This window comes from Novosphingobium sp. ES2-1 (assembly GCF_015169775.1).
In the GTDB taxonomy this organism is placed as follows: Bacteria; Pseudomonadota; Alphaproteobacteria; order Sphingomonadales; family Sphingomonadaceae; genus Novosphingobium; species Novosphingobium subterraneum.
The window spans coordinates 2,947,686-2,968,931 of the sequence record NZ_CP063445.1 but is presented as its reverse complement, the minus strand read 5'-3'; the positions used below and the strand labels follow the sequence as shown (position 1 = coordinate 2,968,931).

24 protein-coding genes are annotated in these 21,246 nt (G+C 65.3%); 9 read left to right on the top strand and 15 right to left on the bottom strand.

Annotated elements, in window-relative coordinates; translation table 11 throughout:
• Positions 1 to 6 precede the first annotated feature (6 nt).
• The 4 genes from IM701_RS14525 to IM701_RS14510 all read right to left on the bottom strand — a co-directional run bounded on the left by IM701_RS14525 (position 7) and on the right by IM701_RS14510 (position 3,621).
• Entirely contained in the window at positions 7 to 1,413 is a 1,407-nt protein-coding gene (locus tag IM701_RS14525; protein WP_193827320.1) for a methyl-accepting chemotaxis protein, read from the bottom strand.
• A 160-nt stretch (positions 1,414 to 1,573) separates the two neighbouring features.
• Entirely contained in the window at positions 1,574 to 2,422 is an 849-nt protein-coding gene (locus IM701_RS14520) for a metallophosphoesterase (protein ID WP_039333698.1), read from the bottom strand.
• A gap of 34 nt (positions 2,423 to 2,456) precedes the next feature.
• The gene (locus IM701_RS14515) at positions 2,457 to 3,329 is read right to left on the bottom strand and encodes a diacylglycerol kinase family protein (RefSeq protein WP_052242214.1); all 873 of its coding nucleotides are present in this window, start codon (positions 3,327 to 3,329) and stop codon (positions 2,457 to 2,459) included.
• Between the two features lie 25 nt (positions 3,330 to 3,354).
• Complete coding sequence (locus tag IM701_RS14510) at positions 3,355 to 3,621, bottom strand: hypothetical protein (RefSeq protein WP_039333440.1); 267 nt, start codon at positions 3,619 to 3,621, stop codon at positions 3,355 to 3,357.
• A gap of 250 nt (positions 3,622 to 3,871) precedes the next feature.
• Here IM701_RS14510 and IM701_RS14505 point away from each other — a divergent pair, with 250 nt between their 5' ends.
• The gene (locus IM701_RS14505; RefSeq protein WP_052242216.1) at positions 3,872 to 4,198 is read left to right on the top strand and encodes a UrcA family protein; all 327 of its coding nucleotides are present in this window, start codon (positions 3,872 to 3,874) and stop codon (positions 4,196 to 4,198) included.
• Positions 4,199 to 4,326: 128 nt separating this feature from the next.
• Here the strand turns inward: IM701_RS14505 and IM701_RS14500 are convergent, their stop codons facing one another.
• Positions 4,327 to 4,821: a helix-turn-helix domain-containing protein gene (locus IM701_RS14500; protein ID WP_174544601.1), complete on the bottom strand. Its 495-nt coding sequence runs from the start codon at positions 4,819 to 4,821 to the stop codon at positions 4,327 to 4,329.
• A 156-nt stretch (positions 4,822 to 4,977) separates the two neighbouring features.
• Here IM701_RS14500 and IM701_RS14495 point away from each other — a divergent pair, with 156 nt between their 5' ends.
• From IM701_RS14495 to IM701_RS14475, 5 genes are all read left to right on the top strand, one after another.
• The gene (locus IM701_RS14495) at positions 4,978 to 5,334 is read left to right on the top strand and encodes a hypothetical protein (RefSeq protein ID WP_052242217.1); all 357 of its coding nucleotides are present in this window, start codon (positions 4,978 to 4,980) and stop codon (positions 5,332 to 5,334) included.
• Positions 5,335 to 5,539: 205 nt separating this feature from the next.
• Positions 5,540 to 6,178 carry a hypothetical protein gene (locus tag IM701_RS14490; RefSeq protein WP_193827319.1) on the top strand — a complete coding sequence of 213 codons (639 nt, stop codon included), beginning with the start codon at positions 5,540 to 5,542 and terminating at the stop codon, positions 6,176 to 6,178.
• A gap of 47 nt (positions 6,179 to 6,225) precedes the next feature.
• Positions 6,226 to 6,624 (top strand): peptide-methionine (R)-S-oxide reductase MsrB, encoded by a 399-nt coding sequence (gene msrB, locus IM701_RS14485; protein ID WP_039333442.1) that lies wholly within the window; start codon positions 6,226 to 6,228, stop codon positions 6,622 to 6,624.
• A gap of 156 nt (positions 6,625 to 6,780) precedes the next feature.
• Positions 6,781 to 8,913 (top strand): transglycosylase domain-containing protein, encoded by a 2,133-nt coding sequence (locus IM701_RS14480; protein ID WP_193827318.1) that lies wholly within the window; start codon positions 6,781 to 6,783, stop codon positions 8,911 to 8,913.
• 103 nt (positions 8,914 to 9,016) lie between these two features.
• Positions 9,017 to 9,259 (top strand): hypothetical protein, encoded by a 243-nt coding sequence (locus tag IM701_RS14475; RefSeq protein WP_039333446.1) that lies wholly within the window; start codon positions 9,017 to 9,019, stop codon positions 9,257 to 9,259.
• A 66-nt stretch (positions 9,260 to 9,325) separates the two neighbouring features.
• On the opposite strand, the gene IM701_RS14470 is transcribed toward IM701_RS14475, so the two are convergent.
• Genes IM701_RS14470 through IM701_RS14450 form a run of 5 tightly spaced genes read right to left on the bottom strand, consistent with a single transcriptional unit; the run spans position 9,326 to position 12,406 of the window.
• Positions 9,326 to 9,526: a DUF1737 domain-containing protein gene (locus IM701_RS14470; RefSeq protein ID WP_193828469.1), complete on the bottom strand. Its 201-nt coding sequence runs from the start codon at positions 9,524 to 9,526 to the stop codon at positions 9,326 to 9,328.
• Entirely contained in the window at positions 9,526 to 10,011 is a 486-nt protein-coding gene (locus IM701_RS14465; RefSeq protein WP_193827317.1) for a GNAT family N-acetyltransferase, read from the bottom strand. Before IM701_RS14465 ends, IM701_RS14470 begins: the two co-directional genes overlap by 1 nt.
• Positions 10,008 to 11,309, bottom strand: coding sequence for an ATP-dependent protease ATPase subunit HslU (gene hslU, locus IM701_RS14460; protein ID WP_039333451.1), 1,302 nt, complete (start codon positions 11,307 to 11,309; stop codon positions 10,008 to 10,010). The genes IM701_RS14465 and hslU overlap by 4 nt, the downstream gene beginning before the upstream one ends.
• A complete protein-coding gene (gene hslV / locus IM701_RS14455; protein ID WP_039333452.1) occupies positions 11,309 to 11,866 on the bottom strand; it encodes an ATP-dependent protease subunit HslV in 558 nt (185 codons plus the stop codon). The genes hslU and hslV overlap by 1 nt, the downstream gene beginning before the upstream one ends.
• A gap of 45 nt (positions 11,867 to 11,911) precedes the next feature.
• Positions 11,912 to 12,406 (bottom strand): outer membrane protein assembly factor BamE, encoded by a 495-nt coding sequence (locus IM701_RS14450; RefSeq protein ID WP_193827316.1) that lies wholly within the window; start codon positions 12,404 to 12,406, stop codon positions 11,912 to 11,914.
• Between the two features lie 190 nt (positions 12,407 to 12,596).
• Between IM701_RS14450 and IM701_RS14445 the strand changes: the two genes are divergently transcribed.
• The 3 genes from IM701_RS14445 to IM701_RS14435 are packed head-to-tail and all read left to right on the top strand — an operon-like array spanning position 12,597 to position 15,077.
• A complete protein-coding gene (locus tag IM701_RS14445; RefSeq protein WP_039333455.1) occupies positions 12,597 to 13,115 on the top strand; it encodes a ubiquinol-cytochrome C chaperone family protein in 519 nt (172 codons plus the stop codon).
• Positions 13,112 to 13,627 carry a DUF177 domain-containing protein gene (locus IM701_RS14440; RefSeq protein WP_370584330.1) on the top strand — a complete coding sequence of 172 codons (516 nt, stop codon included), beginning with the start codon at positions 13,112 to 13,114 and terminating at the stop codon, positions 13,625 to 13,627. The genes IM701_RS14445 and IM701_RS14440 overlap by 4 nt, the downstream gene beginning before the upstream one ends.
• 4 nt (positions 13,628 to 13,631) lie before the next feature.
• Positions 13,632 to 15,077, top strand: a complete 1,446-nt coding sequence (locus tag IM701_RS14435; RefSeq protein WP_193827315.1) for an MATE family efflux transporter — start codon at positions 13,632 to 13,634, stop codon at positions 15,075 to 15,077.
• Positions 15,078 to 15,098: 21 nt separating this feature from the next.
• On the opposite strand, the gene IM701_RS14430 is transcribed toward IM701_RS14435, so the two are convergent.
• From IM701_RS14430 to IM701_RS14410, 5 genes are all read right to left on the bottom strand, one after another.
• Positions 15,099 to 16,808 (bottom strand): ATP-binding protein, encoded by a 1,710-nt coding sequence (locus tag IM701_RS14430; RefSeq protein ID WP_039333458.1) that lies wholly within the window; start codon positions 16,806 to 16,808, stop codon positions 15,099 to 15,101.
• Positions 16,809 to 16,900: 92 nt separating this feature from the next.
• Positions 16,901 to 17,650, bottom strand: a complete 750-nt coding sequence (locus tag IM701_RS14425) for a TIGR02186 family protein (RefSeq protein WP_193828467.1) — start codon at positions 17,648 to 17,650, stop codon at positions 16,901 to 16,903.
• Positions 17,651 to 17,664: 14 nt separating this feature from the next.
• The gene (locus tag IM701_RS14420; RefSeq protein ID WP_039333460.1) at positions 17,665 to 18,579 is read right to left on the bottom strand and encodes a sulfite exporter TauE/SafE family protein; all 915 of its coding nucleotides are present in this window, start codon (positions 18,577 to 18,579) and stop codon (positions 17,665 to 17,667) included.
• Between the two features lie 75 nt (positions 18,580 to 18,654).
• Positions 18,655 to 19,752: a hypothetical protein gene (locus IM701_RS14415; protein WP_193827314.1), complete on the bottom strand. Its 1,098-nt coding sequence runs from the start codon at positions 19,750 to 19,752 to the stop codon at positions 18,655 to 18,657.
• Entirely contained in the window at positions 19,749 to 21,173 is a 1,425-nt protein-coding gene (locus tag IM701_RS14410; RefSeq protein WP_193827313.1) for a glycosyl transferase family protein, read from the bottom strand. The genes IM701_RS14415 and IM701_RS14410 overlap by 4 nt, the downstream gene beginning before the upstream one ends.
• Positions 21,174 to 21,246: the final 73 nt, after the last annotated feature.

Genomic DNA, 21,246 nt, shown 5'->3' with positions numbered 1-21,246 from the left:
ACGTCGTCAGAACTCCGACCAGTCGGTCTCCGGCTCCATTTTCAAAGCCGCATTGCCGGTGCTTCGGTAAGGTGATGCGGCAACGGGGGCGGCGGGCGAGGGGGGCGCCGCCGCAGGGCGGATCGCGGCGACATTGTTCTGCCCTCCGGCGAAACGCTGCACCACGTCTGTCAGGTCGCTCGCCTCACGCGAAAGCGAGCGTGCCGCTGCCGTCGATTCTTCCACCATCGCCGCATTCTGCTGCGTCACGCGGTCAACGTCGGCGACAGTGCGGTTCACCGTGTCGAGGCTGTTCGCCTGTTCGCGGGCCGTGGCCGCGATCTGCGAGACAAGGTCGCTGATCTCGCTCACGCGATTGACGATGCCAACCAGAACCGATCCCGTCTGGCTGACGAGGCTGACGCCCGACGTCACCTGTTCGCCCGATTTCGAGATCAACGTGCGGATGTCGTGGGCCGCGTCGGCTGACCGCTGTGCCAATGCGCGAACTTCCGTGGCGACGACGGCAAAGCCCTTGCCGGCATCACCTGCGCGCGCCGCCTCGACACCGGCGTTAAGCGCCAGCAGGTTGGTCTGGAAGGCGATCCCATCGATCAGGCCGACGATCTTGCCGATCTGGTCTGAGGAAACCGCAATGGCCGACATCGCCTCGACCGCCTTTTCGACGACCCTCCCGGCATTGATCGCCTCCCCCTGCGCCTGCGCGATCGCATCCCACGCTTCGTGGGCCGATTGCGCCATGGCGTTCACGCCCTGTGTGACCTGGTTCAGCGAAGCCGATGTCTGTTCGATGCTTGCGGCCTGATGTTCGTTGCGACGGGCGAGGTCGTTCGAGGCCACGTTGATTTCTTCCGAGCCGTTCATGACGCTGAGGGCGGCTTGGTGAACGCTGCTGAACGCCTTGACCAAGGCATCCACTGCCTGATTGAAATCGCTGCGCAAGTCGTCATAGCCGCCTGGCAGTGGGTCGCGGATGTGGCAGTCGAGCCGGTTGTCGGCCAGCGCGCTCAGCGATGACTTGAGCGTGCTCACGATTATTTCCTGCGTTGCCCGCGCCTTGCGGATCTCTACTGCGTTCTCATTGAATGCAGCCATGGCCTGGGTCATCCTGCCCACGCAGTCGCGGTAATCGGTGTGCAAGATCGCGCTTTCCGTATCGCCGGCGGCCAGCGCTTCCATCCGCAACACGGTATTGACATAGGGCGTACAGATGCGCTCCCGGGCGATCTCGGTCGTCGCCATGATGGCCACGAGCGAAACCACCCCGAGGCCGAGGTTCACCCAGATCGGTGCCAGATCGAAGCAGGCAAGCGCGGTGCCGGTCAGTCCGATGATCGAAAGCACGCTGTATACCAGCAACAGCGCGCGAAACTTCAGGCGGATCGGCGCCTTCCGTTCAAACCAGTCAAGCATTGCGACGCCTTTCCCTTATGCGGGGATCAGCAGCGTGACGTGAGTTGACGCGATAATCCCGGACGTGCCCGCGTCTAGCGGCCAACAACGAAACAATGCCCAAAAGTGCATACGAGCATTTACGGAGGGCAGCGCCCGCCAGGGACCCTTTGCAGAGCGTTCAATGCACCGGCGGATCGACCGCTGGCACGGCCGCCACCGGGGCCACCGGTTCGCCCTCGGTCCGGGGCGGGAGCGCGTTCTCCGGCACGTCGTCGATCAGCATGTCGCGCGTCGGCACGTGTTCGAGGTTGCGGACGCGGACGGTGATATTGTCGCCATCGAGCGTCAGTTCGTTGAAGCTGGGCGGGGTGGAGCGGACGCGCTGGCTGAGCGTGCCCGCGCCGATCATCCGCACCGGCCCGTTGGCCGTGGGGTGGATCAGGTCGAACGCATCGTGGACGTGGCCTGACAGCACGGCGAGGACGTTGCGCCGGGCCAGTTCGGCCAGCGCATGGTTGCCGCCGCGAGTCAGCGCCTTGCCGCGGGTGCCGGCTTCGACCAGGGGGTGATGGCAGGCAACGATGGCGCGTGTGCCGGGCGGGAGCGCGTCGATCGCCGCCAACGTCTGCGCCAGCGCCGCCTTGCCCACAGTGCCTTTCGACCAGTTCAGGCGGAACTGCGCGCGCGCGGTTGTCTTGAGGGGCACGATCTTCGCGCCGGGAATCGGCAGTTCCCGCTCCAGCACGCCTTCGATCGAACGGAATCGACGGTAGGGATCGATAAAGCGTTCGATCAGGTTGAAATAGGGCAGGTCGTGGTTGCCCACCTCGACCGTCACCGGCACGTCCAGCGCCTGGATCCAGTGGCAGGCGGCGGTGAATTCGCGGTGCCGTGCGCGCATCGTCAGATCGCCGGTGATGGCGACGGCATCGGGCTTTTCGCGCGCGATGCATTGCGCGACCCAATCGAGGGCGCGCCGGTCTTCAAGGCCGAAATGGATATCGCTGATGTGGAAGAGGCGGGTCATCGGGCAGGCTTGATCGTCGCTGGGCCCGCTGCGGTCAAGCACCGGGTGCGATAGTGCAAAGGAAGTCGAGCGCGAATTCCTCGCAGGTGACTTCCTCGCGCATGCCGCCTTCGCGCCGCTCGCCGTCGATCATCATGGCGATCGGGCCGTCGCTTTCGAGTGTTGCGGACGAACATTGACCCAGTTCGTCGTGGGGGCCCTGCCGGAAATCGCGCTTCACCAGCATGGCAAAGCCTTGCGCGGCAAACTCGCCCCAGTCGGAAAAGTCGTATCCGTCCACTTCCATGCTGTCACCGTCCAGCGGTGCCATGCGCACGGCGCGATATCCTTCGGGCTGCGCTGCTGTCGCGGGTGCGGATAGGCGAACGCCCGGCCCTTCGCGGGTTTCGCGCAGGGCCGTGGTGAAAGTCTCGGCGATGGTCGGCAGATCAAGATCGCGCACGCTTTCGCGCACGTCGGCCCACATCGCGCCGGGGCCGGCCAGCAGTTCGATGAGTGCGACGCCTTGGGAGGTGCGCAGCGCCTGCCGCCGCACGCGTCGCGCCGAGCCGAGCTTGCCGGTCACTTCCTCTGCCGGAACGTCGCCATGGAGAGACTTCGACAGGAGGTTCTGCGTGCCGCCGGGAAGGACGAGCAGCGCACCGCCCCAGCCTTCGAGTGCTGAGGCCGCGGTATTGATCGTGCCGTCGCCGGTGAAGACGGCAAGCGTCGCGATCCCCTCTGCTTCAAGCTGCGCGCGCGTGGGCAGCTCCTCATCGGGAAAGCGGATGACCCGCGCCGGCGCGCACCCGGCGGCCGAGAGCGAGGCGACGAGATCATCGACCGCCGCGTCGCTGTTGCTGCCGCTTGCGGCGTTCGTCACGAGCCAGAGAGGAGAGAGCGTCATCACCGGCAGAACCGGCAGCACGCGCGGCGGTTCCGCAGCGGCTGCTCTAAACGCGATCTGTCAGGATCAGCCAGGCCGAGAAGCTGTTGAGCATCGAATAGATGACGTAAGCGATCGGTCCGCTGACCACGCCTTCCGAGGCAAACAGCAGCGCGCCGAGCAACAGCAGGAACTCCAGCAGCAGGGTGAAGCGCCCGCCAAAGGCGTGGACCATCCACGGCAGGCGGGCAAGCAGCGGGTGCCCGCTGTCCATCACGGCGCGGTGCAGCGCGAAGTTGCCGATGCCCAGAAGGAAAGTGATCAGAATCGCCATGGACCGGAAGCGACCTTTAGGGAATCGCGCAGGGATTGTCACACCTGCAGTTCGTGGAGTGGACATTGCGTTTCGTCGGACGGGCTGAACACTTGTCGTTCGTAACGGAAAGCTGGTCGAGACGCGCAAGATTTCATCGACCACCGGGCGTAGCGAGAATGCATGCGGTGCACCCGACCAACCGGATCAGCCGCTGAAACGCCCCCCAAGGCCGGTCCCCCCGCCGGCTCCCGTGTCGAAGGAAGTTGCCATGTTTGCCAAGACCCTGTTCTCCGCCGGCCTCCTCGGCCTCGCTCTTGCCGCCAGCCAGCCTGCCTCTGCCGGCACGCGCTCGGTCGTCTATTCCGATCTCGATCTCACCACCAAGCAGGGCGAGGCCCAGCTCAACGCCCGCCTTCGCCAGGCCGCCAAGGACATCTGTGGCCTGAACAAGGCGGACCTGCCGACCAGCGAATGGGAATCGGCGCGCGATTGTTTTGCCCGCTCGATGGCCGATGCCCGCCGCGCCAAGGCCGAAGTGAAGGCGACCGCGCTGGCCGCTGCTCAGAAATCCAAGACCGATCTTGCTGTCCGCTGATCCCGGCAGCTTGCAAACCCGGCGGATCCAGTCCCCCACCGGGTCAAACTCAAGGGACCGTCGCTAGTCCGGCGGTCCCTTTTTCCTGATGGCCCGTCAGTTTGATGGCCAGTCGGCCCAAAGGTCAGTCAGCCAATTTCGCGAAGCTCGGCAGGCTTTGGTTCGGCTTCGATCTCGCCCCGATCACGCCAGGTCAGGTCATTCGGCGTCAGTTCGCGACCGTCGTGCGAAAGAATGCCGATCGGAGCGATCGGCCGTCCGTCGCGGCAATCGCAAAGCACTGGATTGGCAGGCGTGCCCAATTCCCACTTCTCGCCCCACTGGCGCAACGCCAGCATGGCGGGGAGCAGGTCGAGACCCTTCGGCGTCAGGCGATATTCGATGCGGCGCCGGTCATCGGCGCAGTGCTCGCGCTTGAGAATGCCGGCCTCGACCAATCTTGACAGCCGGTTGGAAAGGATGTTGCGGGCGATGCCCAGCGCTTCGAGGAAATCCTCGAAATGGCGCACGCCGTTGAAAGCGGCGCGAAGGATCATGAAGGACCATCGCTCGCCCATGGCTTCGAGCGCAAGGGGCAGGCCGCATTGGGCGATTTCGCCGAGAGGTTCGCGAAGCTTTTCCATGTCGTCCTCTGCATAGCCCATGATCGCCGCCTATTTAAGTTTCTAGTTGCAACCTGAAACCTATCCTGATAGGTAGCGATTCGCAACGGAAATAGCATCCTCTCCAGAACCCTGCAATTTCCGTGGCCCTAACAAGGTTGTTTCAGGGGAAGAACGATGATCTCAGCAAATTCCAGCAGCGCTCTGCGCCAGCTCCTTCCGGCCGTCCTCGCGCTGGTCGGCACCACGCTCAGCTTCGCGGTAACCGCCAACACGGCCCGCGCCAACACCGGCGGCTCGTTCTATTCGGCCACGCTGACCCGTCCGATGGACGGTGCGCAGAAGGTCATCCAGAAGGGTGTCCTGTGGAAGTGCGAAGGCGCCGAATGCTCGGCCCCGCGCGATACATCGCGCCCGGTCATCGTCTGCGCCCGCCTTGCCCAGAAGGTCGGCCCCGTCGCGCGCTTCGCCACCCCGCAGGGCGATCTCGCCGCCGAGGACCTCGCCCGCTGCAACGAGGCAGCGGCCGGATAAGTCCAGCACCAGTCTCCAGCGCGCACTCCCTCTCGTTACCCTGCCGAGTGCGCAATCCCTGACCGTGAAGGTCACATGGGCCGTGAACAGCAAGTCTGTTCGCGGCCCCTTTTTTCGCTATGCTCGTGCCATGCGAATGCCTTCGAGAGTTAGCGCTCTGCTCGCCAGAGTTGCCCTTCTGCCCCTGACAGTTGGATTTGTGCCGGTGCAGGCCCAAGCCCAAGCCCAGGCCCAGGCAGCGCCGCAACTTACAGCTCAAAGCCGCGAGGATCTGCGCTGTTCGGCGGCCTTTGCCATTGTCGCGCTTGAACAATCGGGGGGCGATGCGCTGGAAGGCTGGCCGCCGCTGGCGGTGCGCGGCAAGACCTTCTTTGCCGATTCGGGCGAGCGCGCGATGAAGGAGGGTGCGCTGACCCGCGAGCAGGTGCGCGACCTGATCGCCGAGCAGGTTCAGGCGCTCCAGACCGCGCCCGATCCCGACAAGGCCCTGTCGGCGCTTGCCGGGCCTTGCCTCGCAAGGCTTGACGCCACCGTCCCGCCGCTGATCGCGCCGACCCTCAAGCAATGCGCCGCGATCCTCGGGCTTGCCTACAACGAGGTCCATACCCGCGAAGGGATGAGCACTTCGGCGCAGGATCTCAAGACACTGGAATCGGTGCTTTCATCGCGCGAACGCGAGGCGATCATCGCTGCCGGTGGCAGCGGCGACGACGCTGACCGCACGCTGGCGCAGGCGCGCGAGGCGATGGCGGCTGAGGCGGCGGACGGAAAGGGCGGGGTCGACAAGTACGACATCGCGCGCTGCTACTTGTTCGCCAAACCGCAGGAAAAATCGCACTATTGAGCGGGCGGGGCGGGCTTCCCATATTGGCGGCAAAGGAGATCCCCGCAATGTCCGACAAGATGAACCTGACCGACGCCGAGTGGCGCGAGCGTCTTTCGCCCGAGCAGTACCAGATCCTGCGTCAGGGGGGCACCGAGCGTGCGTTCACCGGGGCTTACGAGAAGAACAAGGCACCCGGCGAGTACCACTGCGCCGGTTGCGGAGCGCCGCTGTTCACATCTGACACCAAGTACGACAGCGGTTCCGGCTGGCCGAGCTTCTACGCCCCGGTCGAGGCCGAGGCGGTCGAGGAAATCGTCGATCGCTCGCACGGGATGGTCCGCACCGAAGTGCGCTGCGCGCGCTGCGACGGGCACCTTGGCCATGTCTTCCCCGATGGTCCGAATCCCACCGGCCTGCGCTATTGCATGAACAGCGCTTCGCTGGATTTCACGCCGAAAGACTGAGTCGGAAAGCGCTCTGAACCGGCAGCATTGGCCGTTCGCCGATTTTGCGGTTAACCCTGCGTTACAACTGCCCTATGCAAAGGGCCGCAGATTTGCGTGGACGGCCTGCGCCGATACCGGAACGAGGCCGAGAATGAGGGAAGCGGTACAAGACTGATGGCCAGACGGGACATTCCCCGCCGCCCCGAGGGCGGCAGGTCGGAGCCGCAACCCAAGAGCAGATCGATGCTGGGCCGATGGGTTCGGCGGTTGCTTGCCTGGGGTGCCGGCTTTGCGCTGCTGGGCACGATCGGGCTGGTGGTGGCCGTTGCCGTCACGGTGCGCTCGCTGCCCGGCTATGGCGAACTGAAATCGAGCCAGACCGGCCAGATGATCGTGGTGCGTGCCGCCGACGGCTCCGAGATCGTGACCCTGGGGCCAAGCTACGGCAAGTGGATCCCTTACGAGCGCATCCCGCAGGACATGAAGGATGCGATGATCTCGGTCGAGGACCGGCGTTATCGCAGCCACTGGGGCGTGGACCCCATCGGCATCGTCCGTTCGCTGATGGTGCGCGTGGAAAGCGGCACATGGAAGCAGGGCGGCTCGACGATCACGCAGCAGCTTGCCCGCAACATCTTCCTCAACAACACCAAGACCTTCGGCCGCAAGGCGCGCGAATGGGTGCTGGCGCTGGCGCTCGAACAGAAGTTCTCGAAAGACCAGATCCTCGAGCTGTACCTCAACAAGGTCTACTTCGGCGGCGGTGCCTATGGCATCGACAGCGCCGCACGCAAGTTCTTCGGCCATTCGGGCGAGGAAATCACGCTGCCTGAGGCGGCGATCATCGCCGGGTTGGTCAAGGCGCCGTCACGATATTCGCCAACGGCCGATGCCGAGGCGGCCGTGGGCCGCGCTGGCGTGGTTCTGCAGACTATGCAGAGCGCGGGCGTGCTGACCGCGCAGGAAGCGCAGAGCGTGGACCTGAAGGCCGTGAAGATGGTCTCGGACAGCGCAGGCCAGAACTCTGCACGCTATTTCACCGACTGGGCGCTGCCGCAGCTCGACCTGATCCTGCCGGAGAACGACAAGCCGATCGAAGTGTGGACCACGCTCGATCCGATCGCGCAGAAGGCCGCGACCAGCGCAGTGGCCGGATTTGCGCCGAAGGGCGCGCAGGGCGCACTTGTTTCCCTTGATCGCGACGGTGCGGTTCTCGCCATGGTCGGCGGCACGGACTATGTAACCTCGAATTACAACCGCGCAGTCAACGCCGTCCGCCAGCCCGGTTCGGCGTGGAAGCTTTTTGTCTATCTCTCGGCGCTCGAGGCGGGATACACGCCGGATGACCGCGTGGTCGACGAGCCGGTGACGATCGATGGCTGGACCCCGCGCAACGACGGCAATCGCTATGCCGGCGAGATCGACCTGCGCACGGCCTTTGCCTATTCCAAGAACACCGTGGCGGCACAGCTGGGCAATGAAGTGGGCTTCGGCACCGTTGCCAACATGGCGCGCCGCTTTGGCATCACCACGCCGATCAACACGCTGCCCTCGATGGTCCTGGGTTCGTCCGAAGCGCGCGTGATCGACATGGTGCGCGCTTTCGCCTCGGTTCAGGCAAAGGGCATGTCGATCACGCCCTACGGCATCCGCAAGGTGACGACGACCGACGGCGAAGTGCTCTACACGCACCGCACGGAGACCGCGCAGCAGCTCGTCCCGCCCTATGTCGCTGCCGCGATGACCGACCTGATGCAGACCGCGGTCAATATCGGCACAGGCCGCGCTGCGCAGATCGGCAGGCCGGTTGCCGGCAAGACCGGCACGACATCGTCAAACAAGGACGGCTGGTTCCTGGGCTTTTCGAGCGGTATCACCACCGGCGTGTGGATGGGGCGCGACGATGCCAAGGCCGTGCCCGGCCTGCAGGGCGGCGCCGCACCGGCGCGCGCCTTTGCGGCCTACATGAAGGTCGCCACGCGCAAGCGCCCGGTCGAACAGTTCGACACTGAACTCAAGCTGCCGGAATGGCAGCTCGAACCCGATGATGAGGCGATGCAGGGCAACCCTGACGACTACTTCTATGTCGACGAGCAGGGCAACCTGGTCGATCCGTCGCGCCGGCGTGGTGATGACGGTGCAATTGATCCCAATGCACCACCCGAGGGCATACCGCCGGAGGTTCCGCAGGCCGCGAACGACGATTTCCTCAACCGCGCCACTGGTCGGCGCGACGGCAACGACCCTGCAGCGGCAGGCGCGAGGCCCCGTCCGACCAATACTCCGCGCCCTGTTCCCCAGCCATGAGCATGCCCAGCAGGAATTCTCGAGCCTGAACCTTTCTGCGGTTCGGGCGTTTGCCTGATCGAGAGGGAAGGCTGCGGGCCTTCCGCCAATCAGGAGACGTGTAATGAGCCTGCTGCAATGGGCCGTCGCAGGAGCGGCGGGATATGCTATCTGGCGCGTGGCGCAGAAGAATCGCGAGGAACAGGCACCGGCCGCTTTCGCGCAAGGCGAGGAGTCGGGCGGCAACTTTGCCAAGGTGCGCAGTGCCGGCACCGAGGGAATGCGATCGGACCCCAAGCGCTGGGACAAGGTCGACCAGGCCTCGGACGAGAGCTTTCCGGCGAGCGATCCGCCGGCAACCTATTGATCGGCGTGCCCAAGCGCTTTGGTGACGGCCGGAGGGTACTCCGGCCGTTGCTGTATGGGGGGACGGCTATTTGACGACGTCTGCCTCGTGCCACACGACCGCCTGTGCCACCTTGATGCAATCCATCCCGCCGTCATAGGTCATCGTGGGTGAGCCATAGAGCCGCCAGCCTTGCGCCAGCGCCTCGGATACCCGCTCGCAGAAGGCGCGGTCGTCCTTGCCTGTCAGCAGGCGGTAGACGGGGCGGTCATCGGGGGTCTGGTACATCATGTTCCTCGGCAGTCGATATGCCAGCAGAACAGCGCGCCGTCCTCCGCGTCAAGCCGTTCGGCCATCTGAACGAAGCCGTTGCGCTCCAGCACCCGCTGCGAGGCGATATTGTCGGTGCGCGTTTCGGCATAAAGCGCATCAACGCGCGGGTCCGATCTGGCCCAGTCGACGAGCGCCTTCAGCGCTGCCGATGCATGACCCCGCCCCTGCGATCCTGGTGCCACGCCATAACCGATCTGCAGCCGGCGCTCCTCGAGCACCGACGTGACCGACATGAGGCCAACGAGTTCGTCATCTGACACGACAAGCCACGCCGGGGGCGAGAAAACCTCGCCAACAGCCTCGGCCAACCCTGCCAGCATTGCCAGTACTTCCGGTTCCGCCACCGGCGTATGCGGCAGGACTATCGCCTGCTCTGGCGGCCGCCCCTCAAGCAGACGCGCGAAGTGCGTCGGCGTTGCCGGGACGAGCCGGACGGTCACAGAATGTACTTCGACAGGTCTGCATTGCCGGCAAGGTTCGCCAGCTTCTCGGCGACATAGGCCTCGTCCACCGTCACCGTCTCGCCGGTGCGGTCCTCGGCATCGAAGCTCACTTCCTCGAGCAGCTTTTCCATCACCGTCTGCAGGCGGCGGGCGCCGATGTTCTCGACGCTTTCGTTCACCTGTGCCGCCGTGCGGGCAATGGCGCGGATGGATTCCGGCGTGAAGTCGAGCGTGACGTTTTCGGTTGCGATCAGCGCACGGTACTGTTCGACGAGGTTTGCGCGCGTTTCCGAAAGAATGCGCACGAAGTCGTCTTCGCTGAGCGCCTTGAGTTCGACGCGGATCGGCAAGCGGCCCTGAAGTTCCGGCAACATGTCGGAGGGCTTGGCCACGTGGAACGCGCCCGAGGCGATGAACAGGACGTGGTCCGTCTTCATCGGGCCGTACTTGGTGGCAACCGTCGTGCCCTCGATCAGCGGCAGCAGATCGCGCTGCACGCCTTCGCGGCTGACCGATCCGCCACGCACATCGGACACGGCAATCTTGTCGATTTCGTCAAGGAAGACGATGCCGTTGGTCTCGGCATTGCGGATCGCCTCGCGCGCCACGTCGTCCTGGTCCATGCGCTTTTCGGCCTCTTCGTCGACCAGCTTGTCCCAGGCGTCGGCGACGCGCATCTTGCGGCGCTTGAGCGCCTGCTTGCCGAACGCCTTGCCCATCATGTCCGACAGGTTGATCATGCCGATGCCGCCGGGCATGCCGGGAATCTCCATGGGAGCGGACGGTGTATCCTCGACCTCGATCTCGACCTCGACGTCGTTCATCGAGCCATCGGCCAGCCTTGCCTTGAAGCTTTCGCGCGTTGCTTCGCTGGCACCATCGCCGACCAGCGCCTTGAGCAGGCGGTCCATCGCGGCCTTGCTGGCAGCGTCTCGCACCGCATCGCGGCGGCGCTCCTTCTCGAGGCGGATCGCCTCTTCCACGAGATCGCGGGCAATCTGTTCAACGTCGCGGCCGACATAGCCGACCTCGGTGAACTTGGTGGCTTCCACCTTCACGAAGGGCGCATCGGCCAGCTTGGCCAGCCGGCGGCTGATCTCGGTCTTGCCGCAGCCCGTGGGCCCGATCATCAGGATGTTCTTCGGGCTGACCTCGTCGCGCAGGTCGGCGGACAGGCGCTGGCGACGCCAGCGGTTGCGCAGCGCGACTGCAACGGCCTTCTTGGCATCGGTCTGGCCGACGATGTGTTCGTCCAGCGCGCGGACAATGGCCTTGGGGGTAAGGGAGTCGTTCATCAGATTTCCTCGACCGTCACGCGGTCGTTGGTGAAGACGCAGACTTCGGCGGCGACCTGCATGGCGCGGCGCGCGATCTTTTCGGCGTCGTCTTCGTAGTCGGTCAGGGCGCGGGCAGCGGCGAGCGCATAGTTGCCGCCCGAACCGATTGCGGCGATTCCGCCTTCCGGTTCAAGCACATCGCCATTCCCGGTAAGGATCAGCATGGTCTCCGCATCGGCCACGATCATCAGTGCTTCGAGATTGCGCAGGTACTTGTCGGTGCGCCAGTCCTTGGCGAGTTCGACCGCGGCGCGCATCAGCTGGCCGCGATGCTGCTCCAGCTTGCGCTCCAACCGTTCGAACAGGGTGAAGGCATCAGCCGTCGCGCCTGCAAATCCGGCAATCACCTTGCCATCTCCGATGCGGCGCACCTTGCGGGCATTCGGCTTCATGACCGTGTTGCCCATGGAAACCTGGCCGTCCCCTGCGATGACGGTGCGGCCGTTCTTCTTCACCCCGATGATGGTGGTGCCGTGCCACTGGATAAGGCCGTGGCTCGCCCTGCTGTCGTCCATCGCCGCGATATGAGGAGCGCGGCGGCGAATTCAAGCGCCCGAGCCTCAGCTGCCGTTGGGACCGGTGCCGGTCGGTGCGCCACCACCGGCGCCGCCCGGAATCGCGCCGACCGCGCCGATGTTGCCGAACAGATCCTGGAAGAAGCTGCGGTCGCGCCCGAGGGTCGGCGTCTTGTCGCTTTCGGGCGAAAGGCGGACGACCTTCTCCATCCCCTGCCGGCCCATCGAGCTGACATTGCCGCGGGCGTCGAAATCGACGACGATGACGCTCTGGTCCGACGTCTGCGGACGGGTGAACGGGCGCTGCCTGGTGTTCTGCGCAACGTAATACCACGTCTGCCGACCGAACTGGCTGGTGAAGGTCGGGCGGCCCAGTGTGCGTTCGACCGAGAGCTTGTTGTCGACGCCAGGCTGGACCGAGGCGACCAGTGCCTCGTCGATGATGTAGCCGCGATGGTCCTTGATGCTGGCACAGCCGGACGCGGCCACGCCGAGGGCGAGCACCGCCGCACCCTGCACCATCAGCCGCATGTTCCGCATTCGCAAACTCCGCTCTTCACTTATCGCCGTCATGCCCGTTTGCATCGGGAATGCACAGCCTATATCGCCGAGATCAATTGGGCGACCCTTAGGGTCCAATCTGGATTACCGCAATGCCGCCCGCAAGCAGCCTGCTGGACGGCCGAGATTTAATCGCCCCTGAACGGGCGGAATGCCAAGGAATGCCGTGATGTCGCTTCTTACCAAGCTGTTCGGACGCAAGCAGGATGATCGCGCCGTCGCGCGGCCCTTGTGGCACCGCACTGTCGAGATCGCGCGCGAGAAGGAATGGTACCGCGATTGTGGTGTCGCCGACACGGTGGGCGGGCGATTCGACATGATCACGCTGATCCTGTCGGTCGTGCTGATCCGCATGGAGCGTGACGCGGAACTCGTCGAGCCTTCGGTGCGGCTTACCGAACTGTTCGTCGAGGACATGGACGGGCAGCTGCGCGAAAGCGGCGTGGGCGACGTTATCGTGGGCAAGCGCGTGGGCCAGTTGATGAGCGTGCTGGGCGGGCGCCTTGGTGCCTATCGCGAGGCGCTGGCGGCGCGGGACGAGGCGCTTATGGCCGAAGCGATCAGCCGCAACGTGACCTTGCACGATGGCACCGATCCGCTGCTGCTGACGCGGCGCGTGCGCGCTTTCGCCGCCGGGCTGGACCTCGTCCCCGCATTCCGCGTTCTCGATGCGGAGATCGGAAAATGACCATGAATTCAGAGTTCTCGCGCATCGTCGATCTGCGTCAGATTGGCGACGAGCCGGTGGTGCTGGAGCCGACCGAGGCAGAGCGCAAGCGTCTGGCGGCGCGTTTCCAACTCTCGGAGGTGAAAGCCATGCAGGCGACCATCTCTCTGAGGCAGGAGGGGGACTCCGTGGAGGCAAGAGGCCATCTCGCCGCCTCCATCGTGCAGGCCTGCGCGATCTCTGGCGAGGACTTCCCGGTGACGATCAGCGAACCCATCTCGCTGCGCTTCGTCCCACCCGGCGCGGCCCATGATCCCGACGAGGAGATCGAGATTACCGCCGACGATTGCGACGAGATCGAATACGAAGGCACCAGCTTCGATCTGGGCGAGGCCGTAGCGCAGAGCCTGGCACTGGCGATCGATCCGTTTGCCGAAGGACCAGATGCCGACAAGGCGCGCGCCGAGCACAATCTCGGCGGCGAAGTTGCCACCGGCCCCTTCGCCGCGCTGGCCGCACTGAAGAAGGACTGAGCGTTTGGCTGGACCTCCGGGGCGCGGTCGGGACCTGACGAGCGGGCCGATCCTCAAGACGCTGGTGCTGTTCTCGGCGCCGACGCTGGCATCCAACATCCTGCAATCGCTCAACGGCTCGATCAATTCGATCTGGGTCGGCCAGTTGCTGGGCGAGGGTGCGCTGGCGGCGACTGCCAATGCCAACGTGGTGATGTTCCTCGTCTTTGCCGCAGCGTTCGGCTTCGGCATGGCGGCCACCGTCAAGATCGGGCAGGCCTTCGGCGCGCGCGACGTGCTGGCGGCGCGGCGGACGTTCGGCTCGGCGGTGGGCTTTTGCGTGCTGCTGTCGCTGGTTGTCGGCACGCTGGGCTGGCTCTTTGCGCCCGAACTGCTGACGGCAATGGCCGCGCCGGGCGAGACCTATGCCTATGCGCTGACCTACCTGCGGGTGATCTTCATCGCCATGCCGGCCTCGATGATCACGGTCATGCTGGGCATGGGCCTGCGGGGCGGGGGCGATGCGGCGACGCCGTTGAAGTTCATGGTCCTGTCTTCGGTGCTCGACGTCGCGCTCAATCCTTTGCTGATCGGCGGTTTCGGGCCGATCCCGGCCATGGGCATCGCCGGAGCGGCTCTGGCGACGGCGATTGCCTCGTTCGTGTCGATGGCGGGCATCGTCGCCTATGTCTACGTCAAGGACCTGCCGTTGCGGCTGCGGGGGCCGGAGCTCAAATGGCTGTGGCCGCGCCGGGACGAACTCGGCTACATCCTGACCAAGGGCCTGCCGATGGGCGCGCAGATGCTGGTTATCTCGGCGGCGGGCATCATCGTGATCGGTCTGGTCAATCGCGAGGGCCTGCTGGTCAGCGCCGCCTATGGCGCGGCGCTGCAGTTGTGGACCTATCTTCAGATGCCGGCGATGGCGATTTCCGCTGCGGTCAGCGCCATGGCCGCGCAGGCGATCGGCGCGGGCCTGGATGAGCGGCTCCACCGCATCTCGCGTGCGGGGGTCATGCTGAACCTTACGGTGACCGGAGCACTATGTGCATTGATCCTGCTGTTCGACCGGCCGGCGCTGGAGCTGTTCCTGGGCGCGGCAAGCCCTGCGGTGGATGAGGCGCGTCATATCCAGTTCCTGGCCAGCTGGAGCTATGTCCTGTTCGGAATCACCATGGTGCTGTTTGGCACGATGCGCGCAGGCGGGGTGGTCTGGACGCCGCTGATCATCCTGTCGATCGCCATGTATCCCGTACGTCTGGGCTTCTATTACGCCTTCTACCCGAGCCTTGGCGCGGATGCCCTGTGGCTGGCATTCCCGGTCAGTTCCGCAGTTGCCGTGGCGCTCTCGGTCCATGCCTATCGCCAGCCACAATGGCGGGATCGCGCACGCGCTGTGCCGGACGAGGAGTGCGAGGAGGAAACCCATGCCGACGCGGACCCCGCCGGACGCATGGCGCCGAGTCTTTAGGGTCCTGACCCCAGGGTCGCGTCAGCGGCTCTGGGCGCGCCAGCGCTGGACCGTGCGTTCGACCGCGCGGTCTTCGCCGCCGCTCTTGCTCCACAGCTCGTAGAACGAAGGGTCATTCGAGGCGGGGCGCTTGATCGCCTCGAGCTCGTCGAACGAGACGCGCATCGGGATCGAGACGCCTTCGCCCGAAATGATGCATTCGCGGTTGCGCAGCGCAGGAATCGTATCGACGAAGCCGCGCGCGCCTTCGGGCATGGCCGCCTTGACGAAGGCCTGGTCGCGCTCGTTGTTGAGGCGCATGGCGATGATCGTGCCGCACTGCGAAAGCACGCCTTCGGCAAGGTCTGACGGACGCTGGGTAATCAAGCCCAGCGAGACGCCGTACTTGCGGCCTTCCTTGGCAATGCGCGAGAGGATGCGGCCGACCGAAGAGCCGTCCGAGTTCTTCTCGCTCGGCACGTAGCGGTGGGCTTCTTCGCAGACCAGCAGAACGGGCCGCGTCTCTTCGTCGCGTGCCCAGATGGCATAGTCGAACACGAGGCGGCTGAGCACGGCGACGACGGTGGAAGTGATTTCCGATGGAACGCCCGAAACATCGATGATCGAGATCGGCTTGCCGTTGGCCGGCATGCGGAAGATCTTCGAGATGAACTCGGCCATCGTGTCGCCCACCAGCATCCCTGAGAACATGAACTGGTAGCGCGGGTCGCTGCGGATTTCCTCGATCTTGGTCTTGAGACGCATGTAGGGAATCGAGTTGGTGCCCTTGTCGAGGCGGCCCATCTCGTTCTGCAGGATGATCATCAGGTCCGACAGCAGATAGGGGATCGGCGAATCAACCGTGATCTTGCCGATCTGTTCGGCAAGGCGGTTCTTCATGCGCGCCGCCAGCAGGCACTTGGCCAGGATGTCCTCGTCAATCTGGCGATCCGTGCCCGACGAGGTGATGAGGATTTCGCAGTGTTCCTCGAAGTTCATCAGCCAGTAGGGCATCTGCAGGTTCGACACGTCGAGCAGTTGCCCGGTGACGCGAAACGCGCTGGAATATTCCCCGTGCGGATCGATCATCACGATGTGGCCCGAAGGCGCCATCTCGCAGATGCGGTGGAGGATCAGCGCGGCAGCGGTCGACTTGCCGGTGCCGGTCGAACCGAGCAGCGCGAAGTGCTTGCCAAGCAGGGCATCGACATAGAGCCCGGCGCGGATATCGCGCGTGGGGAAGACGGTGCCGATCGAGATGTTGGTCCGGCCATCGCTGGCATAGATCTGGCGCAGGTCGTTGCTGGTGGCAGGATAGACCAGTGCGCCGGGGACAGGATAACGGGTAACACCGCGGCGGAAGCCATAGATCTTGCCGGTCAGGCGCTCTTCCTCGCCCTCGCCAAGGAAATCGATCTGGGCGACCACGCCGCCATCGACGGTGGTATCCTGCCGCTGCGTGCGCACGCTGGCGAGGAGCCACGAATTGCCGACGCGAATCTTGATCTGGCTGCCGACCTTGCCCGACATCGACACCGACGGATCGAGGTCGGCCGAGCACTGCTCGAGGCGGGCGAGATCAAGCGCGATGGCCGAGCTTGAGCCGGCAACATCGCGCACGAAGCCGATAGGGTGGCGCGCGTTCTCTGACCCAAGGGCATTCTGGGGTGCCGCCAGAATGGCCGATGCCGATCCGGCCTCTTCCAGGTTGGCGGCAGGCGCCATGAATCCCTGCATCCCCATTTCGGACATTGCGCAAAACCCTTTGGCCATTGTCGGCTGTGGGTCTGGGACTATCCGTTTCGGGTTAAGATCGGCTAAACCAACGAAAGGCAGTGGCCAATTCAGCTTCGGGCAAAGAGCCTGCCCGCGATCCAGCCCATGGCGACCGAGACAATGACCGCAAACAGGCCATAGAGCCACCCGTTGCGATCGGCGGCGACAGCGACGAAGCGCTCGAACCCTTCCTTCTTCACCTCGATCCGGGTGATCGCCGAAGCCACGACCTTGCCCCCGCGGATGGCGAAGGTTTCGGCGGTGTAAGTGCCGGTCTGCACGCTGGATGGCAGACTGATCCGGGCCTGATAGAGCACCTGACCGCTGATCTTCACGCTGCCCTGATCCTCGCGGTAGAGGCCCTGCCGACGCATCAGATCGACCAGCCCTTCGGAAAAGCGCTGCTGCTCACGCGGTTCGATAACGCCGATCGGCGAAAGCTGGAGCCACTTGAGGCCGAGTTCGTAGATCGCCGCTGTCTTGTCATCCACGATCTTCGCGATCGGGCGGGAGGAGGCGATGGCGAAGTAGCTGGGCGCCGAGCGGAATTCGAGCGAATCGGCATTGATCCACATGCCCGCGATCTTCTGCTTTTCGCGCAGGACGATCGACTGCACCGGGCCTTCGAGGACGACGACGATATCGTAATCCTGCGCAGCGCGGCTGCCTTCGGGGCTGAGAATCGCGCCGAACAGGAGCAGGTCGGCCCCGGTAAAGCCCTGGCGGACCTGGATTTCGTGCTGCGAGATTTCGGGCACGAGAATCGGATCGCGCGCACCCAGGAGGAGCAGGCAGGCGGCAAGAGCGGCGCGGCGCATCCGCACGCGGCCGGTCACAGCGGAACCACCGTGTAGATCTCGTCCGGGCGATAGCCGAGCCCGAGCGCCATGCGCAGTGCTACCGCAAGGACGATCACCGCAAGGATCAGGCGGAGCTGTTCGGGCTTCACCTTCTGGGCAAAGTGGGTGCCGATCTGCGCGCCGGTGACCGAACCGACCAGCAGCAGCCCGGCCAGCACGATGTCGACCGCACGCGTGGTGAGCGCATGCATCATCGTGGTGACCATGGTGACGAACAGGATCTGGAACAGCGACGTGCCGACCACCACGTTCACGCCCATGCCGAGGATGTAAAGCATCGCCGGCACGAGGATGAAGCCGCCGCCAATGCCCATGAGCATGGTGAGAATGCCGGTGGCAATGCCGAGCAACAGCGGCGCCAGCGGCGAGATATAAAGACCCGAGCGGTAGAAGCGCCACCGCAGCGGCAGGCTGGCGACAAGCGGATGGTGGCGGCGCTTGCGGGCAGGCAGCGGCTGGCCAGTCTTCTGCGCGCGCAGGGCGGTGATGCTTTCGTGCGCCATCAACCCGCCGATGCCGCCAAGCATCAGCACGTAGAGGATGTTGATCACCGTATCGATCTGGCCGAGCGACTGCAGCAGGCGGAACAGCAGCGAGCCAAGCCCGGTGCCGATCACCCCGCCCGCCACCAGCACTGCGCCGATGTGATAATCGATCCCGCCCCGCCGGGCCTGGGCGAACGCGCCGGAAACGCTGGCGCCGGTCACCTGGCTGGCAGCCGATGCGGCGGCGACGGTGGGGGGCACGCCATAGAAGATCAGCAACGGCGTGGTCAGAAACCCGCCGCCGACGCCGAACATGCCCGAAAGCAGCCCGGTCAGCGCGCCGAGGCCGACGATGACCAGCCCGTTGACCGACAGGTTCGCGATGGGAAGATAGACGTCCATTGCCGTGTCAACGCTAGGCCGGGCGGTGCGTGCCAGCAACCCCGCCGAGCCGGTTTGCGGCCAAAAAACTGTGGCTCAGAAAGCGGAGGTGACCGTCATGGTCGGGCCGCTGCCGGGGCGGGCGTTTCCGGCGATGCGGAAGCGCCAGTCGAGCGCGACGCGGGTCGGTCCGACAAGCTGCCCGCCTTCGAGCCGGAAGGCCACGCGCGGGCCCACATCAAGCCGCACGGCTCCTTCCTGCCCGCCTGACCACATGCCGACCCCGGCGCGCAGATCGCCATTGCGCGAAACGACGCGCCGGACCGGATGATCGAGCAGCGCCTGCGCATCGAAGAAGGCGGTGGCGCCCTTGCCACCGGCGTAACCGGCCTGCCCATAGGCCTCGAGCCGGAAGCCGTGCGGCAGGCGCTGCCAGGGCAGTTCGGTGATCAGTGTGGCGACGGGGCGCACCTGCATCGACGAGCGGGTGGTATCCTGAAGGCGCGCTTCGACGAGGGCGCGGACAGGCAGGCGGCGGACCGGGCGGATGCCGAGGCCCAGCGCGACCTCCTTGTCCTTGCCGGGGGCGTTGATGGCGAGCGAGGTGCGCAGATAGCCATAGGAATCCTGCGGCTCGCCCTTGCCGAAGCGGTAGCGGACGATGGCACCTGCCTGGCTGGCACCATACGACGCCGCACCGGGGGCCTGCGCCGCCGAACCGCTGCCGGCGCGCATCAGCAGCCAGTTCTCGCCGCTCCAGCGCGGATCGTCCTTGGGCACGAGAGGCTCGTAGAATTCCTGCGGATCGGCGGGTTGGCTTCGGGCTGGGGCGACGACGGCGGTGCGGGGCGGCAATGGTACGAGCAGGGGGTGTTGAGGCAGGAACAACGGGACAACAGGTGTGGCTGCCGGGAGCGATGGTCCTGTTGATGCCGCAGCAGCCGGCCGGACGGAAGCTTGCAACGGGGTGATGCTTGTCATGGGTGGCTGAGGGCGGGCGCGCGGGGTGGGGAGCACCTGACGGGCATGCAAGGGCTGGCGCGGCAATGGCGGTGCGCTGGCGGTGATAGTGGGCGGTTCAGTCAGGGCATCGTGCCGCAGGGTCAAGGCGCGACCGGCGATCCAGCCGACAAGCACGAGGGCGAGCGCGAGCAGGGGCTGGCCCCGCCGCGTCGCCGCGGGACCTGCCATCATGCCGCAACCGGCAAAGGCCGCTGCTGCGGATCCGCGTCAAGCTGGGGAGCCTGGCTGACGTGGACGTGATGGACCGTGTGTTCCCAGCGCAGAACGCCGCCTGCCAGCACCCGCACGTAGGCAGTTATGGCGCGACGCGCGGCGAGGACGGCGATGATGTTGCCCACGGGAAACCGGAACACTGCGCGCACGGCTTCGGCGGGGCCGTACTCGCGCCCTGTGAAGAGCGCGCGCATCATCAGCCGCCAGATCAGGCTGGCGAGGTTGAAGGCAAGCAGGCCGCTGAGCAGCGGGCCATCGTCGACCGGGACAGCCAGGCCCGCAGCTTTTGCGAGCACGACCACTGGCCACAGCATGATCAGGAGATATGCGGCGGCCATGACGAGCGCTACCAGCGGCCCGCGGCGATCGCGCAGACGCATCCAGATATCGCCGGGCGCGCATTTCCAGCCCAGTCGGTCCCAGCCCTGAAAGGCGATCCCGTGGACCCAGCGCGTCTTCTGCCGGACCGAGGCGACGAGATCTGCCGGAAAGAACTCCCGCGTGGCGACGAGCGCGCCAGAGCTGTCGCGCACGCGCAGGAATGCAGACCGCCCGCCGGTCTGATGGACGAGGAGACCGCATTCGTAATCCTCGGTCAGGCATTCGGCGGCAAAAGGCTCGGTGCTGGAGCGGGCGATGAGGATGCGGTCAATCGCGCGGCGCGAAAAGGCGCATCCCACCCCTGCCGATGGCAGGGCAGCGCCGATGTGGTGTCGGACCACCATGTCGCGCGCGTGAGCCTCGGCAAATTCGTCGCAGTAGTGGCCCGCGATCCAGGGACTTGCGCGTTGTGGTTCCGGGCGGACAGGGAGTTGCACGAAATCCGCCTGATCGAGCGCGCGGTCCATCAGCGTGAGCGCGGCGGGGTGGACCATGTCCTCGGCATCGTGGAGTATCAGCGCGCGCACGCGCTGGGCGCTGCGCCGTTCATCCTCGCAGATCGCACGATAGATGCGATTGAGGCAGTCGGCCTTCGTCGTCGGGCCATCACGATCATGGATGATGACCCGCAGGCGAGGATCGGGCGCCAGCGCGACAAGCACGGAAATGGTGGCCAGGTCATTGCGATAGCAGCCGACGTAGAGGCGAAAGTTGCGCTGCGGCCAGCTTTGCAGGGTATGGCGCACCATCGGCCCGATCACGCGCGATTCCAGCCATGCGGGAACCAGAACCACGGCAAGGCCATTGAGTTCGGCATTGCAGGGGTGCGAGAGGCGCGGGGTGCGCAGCTTGCCGGTCAGGCGCAGGCGCAGCCACGCGAGGTCCACGGCCAGTTCGTCGATCGCGAAGAGCGCAAACCAGATTGCGGCAAACAGCAGCAATTCGTGCTCGACAACCGCGAGCCATTGCAGCGCGGGATAGGTCGGCCATGGTGACAAGAGCTTGCCCCTGTTTGACGTGCCAGACCCCCGTCGGCACAAGGGAATGCTAGGCCCAAGGCCTGAGTTTCGT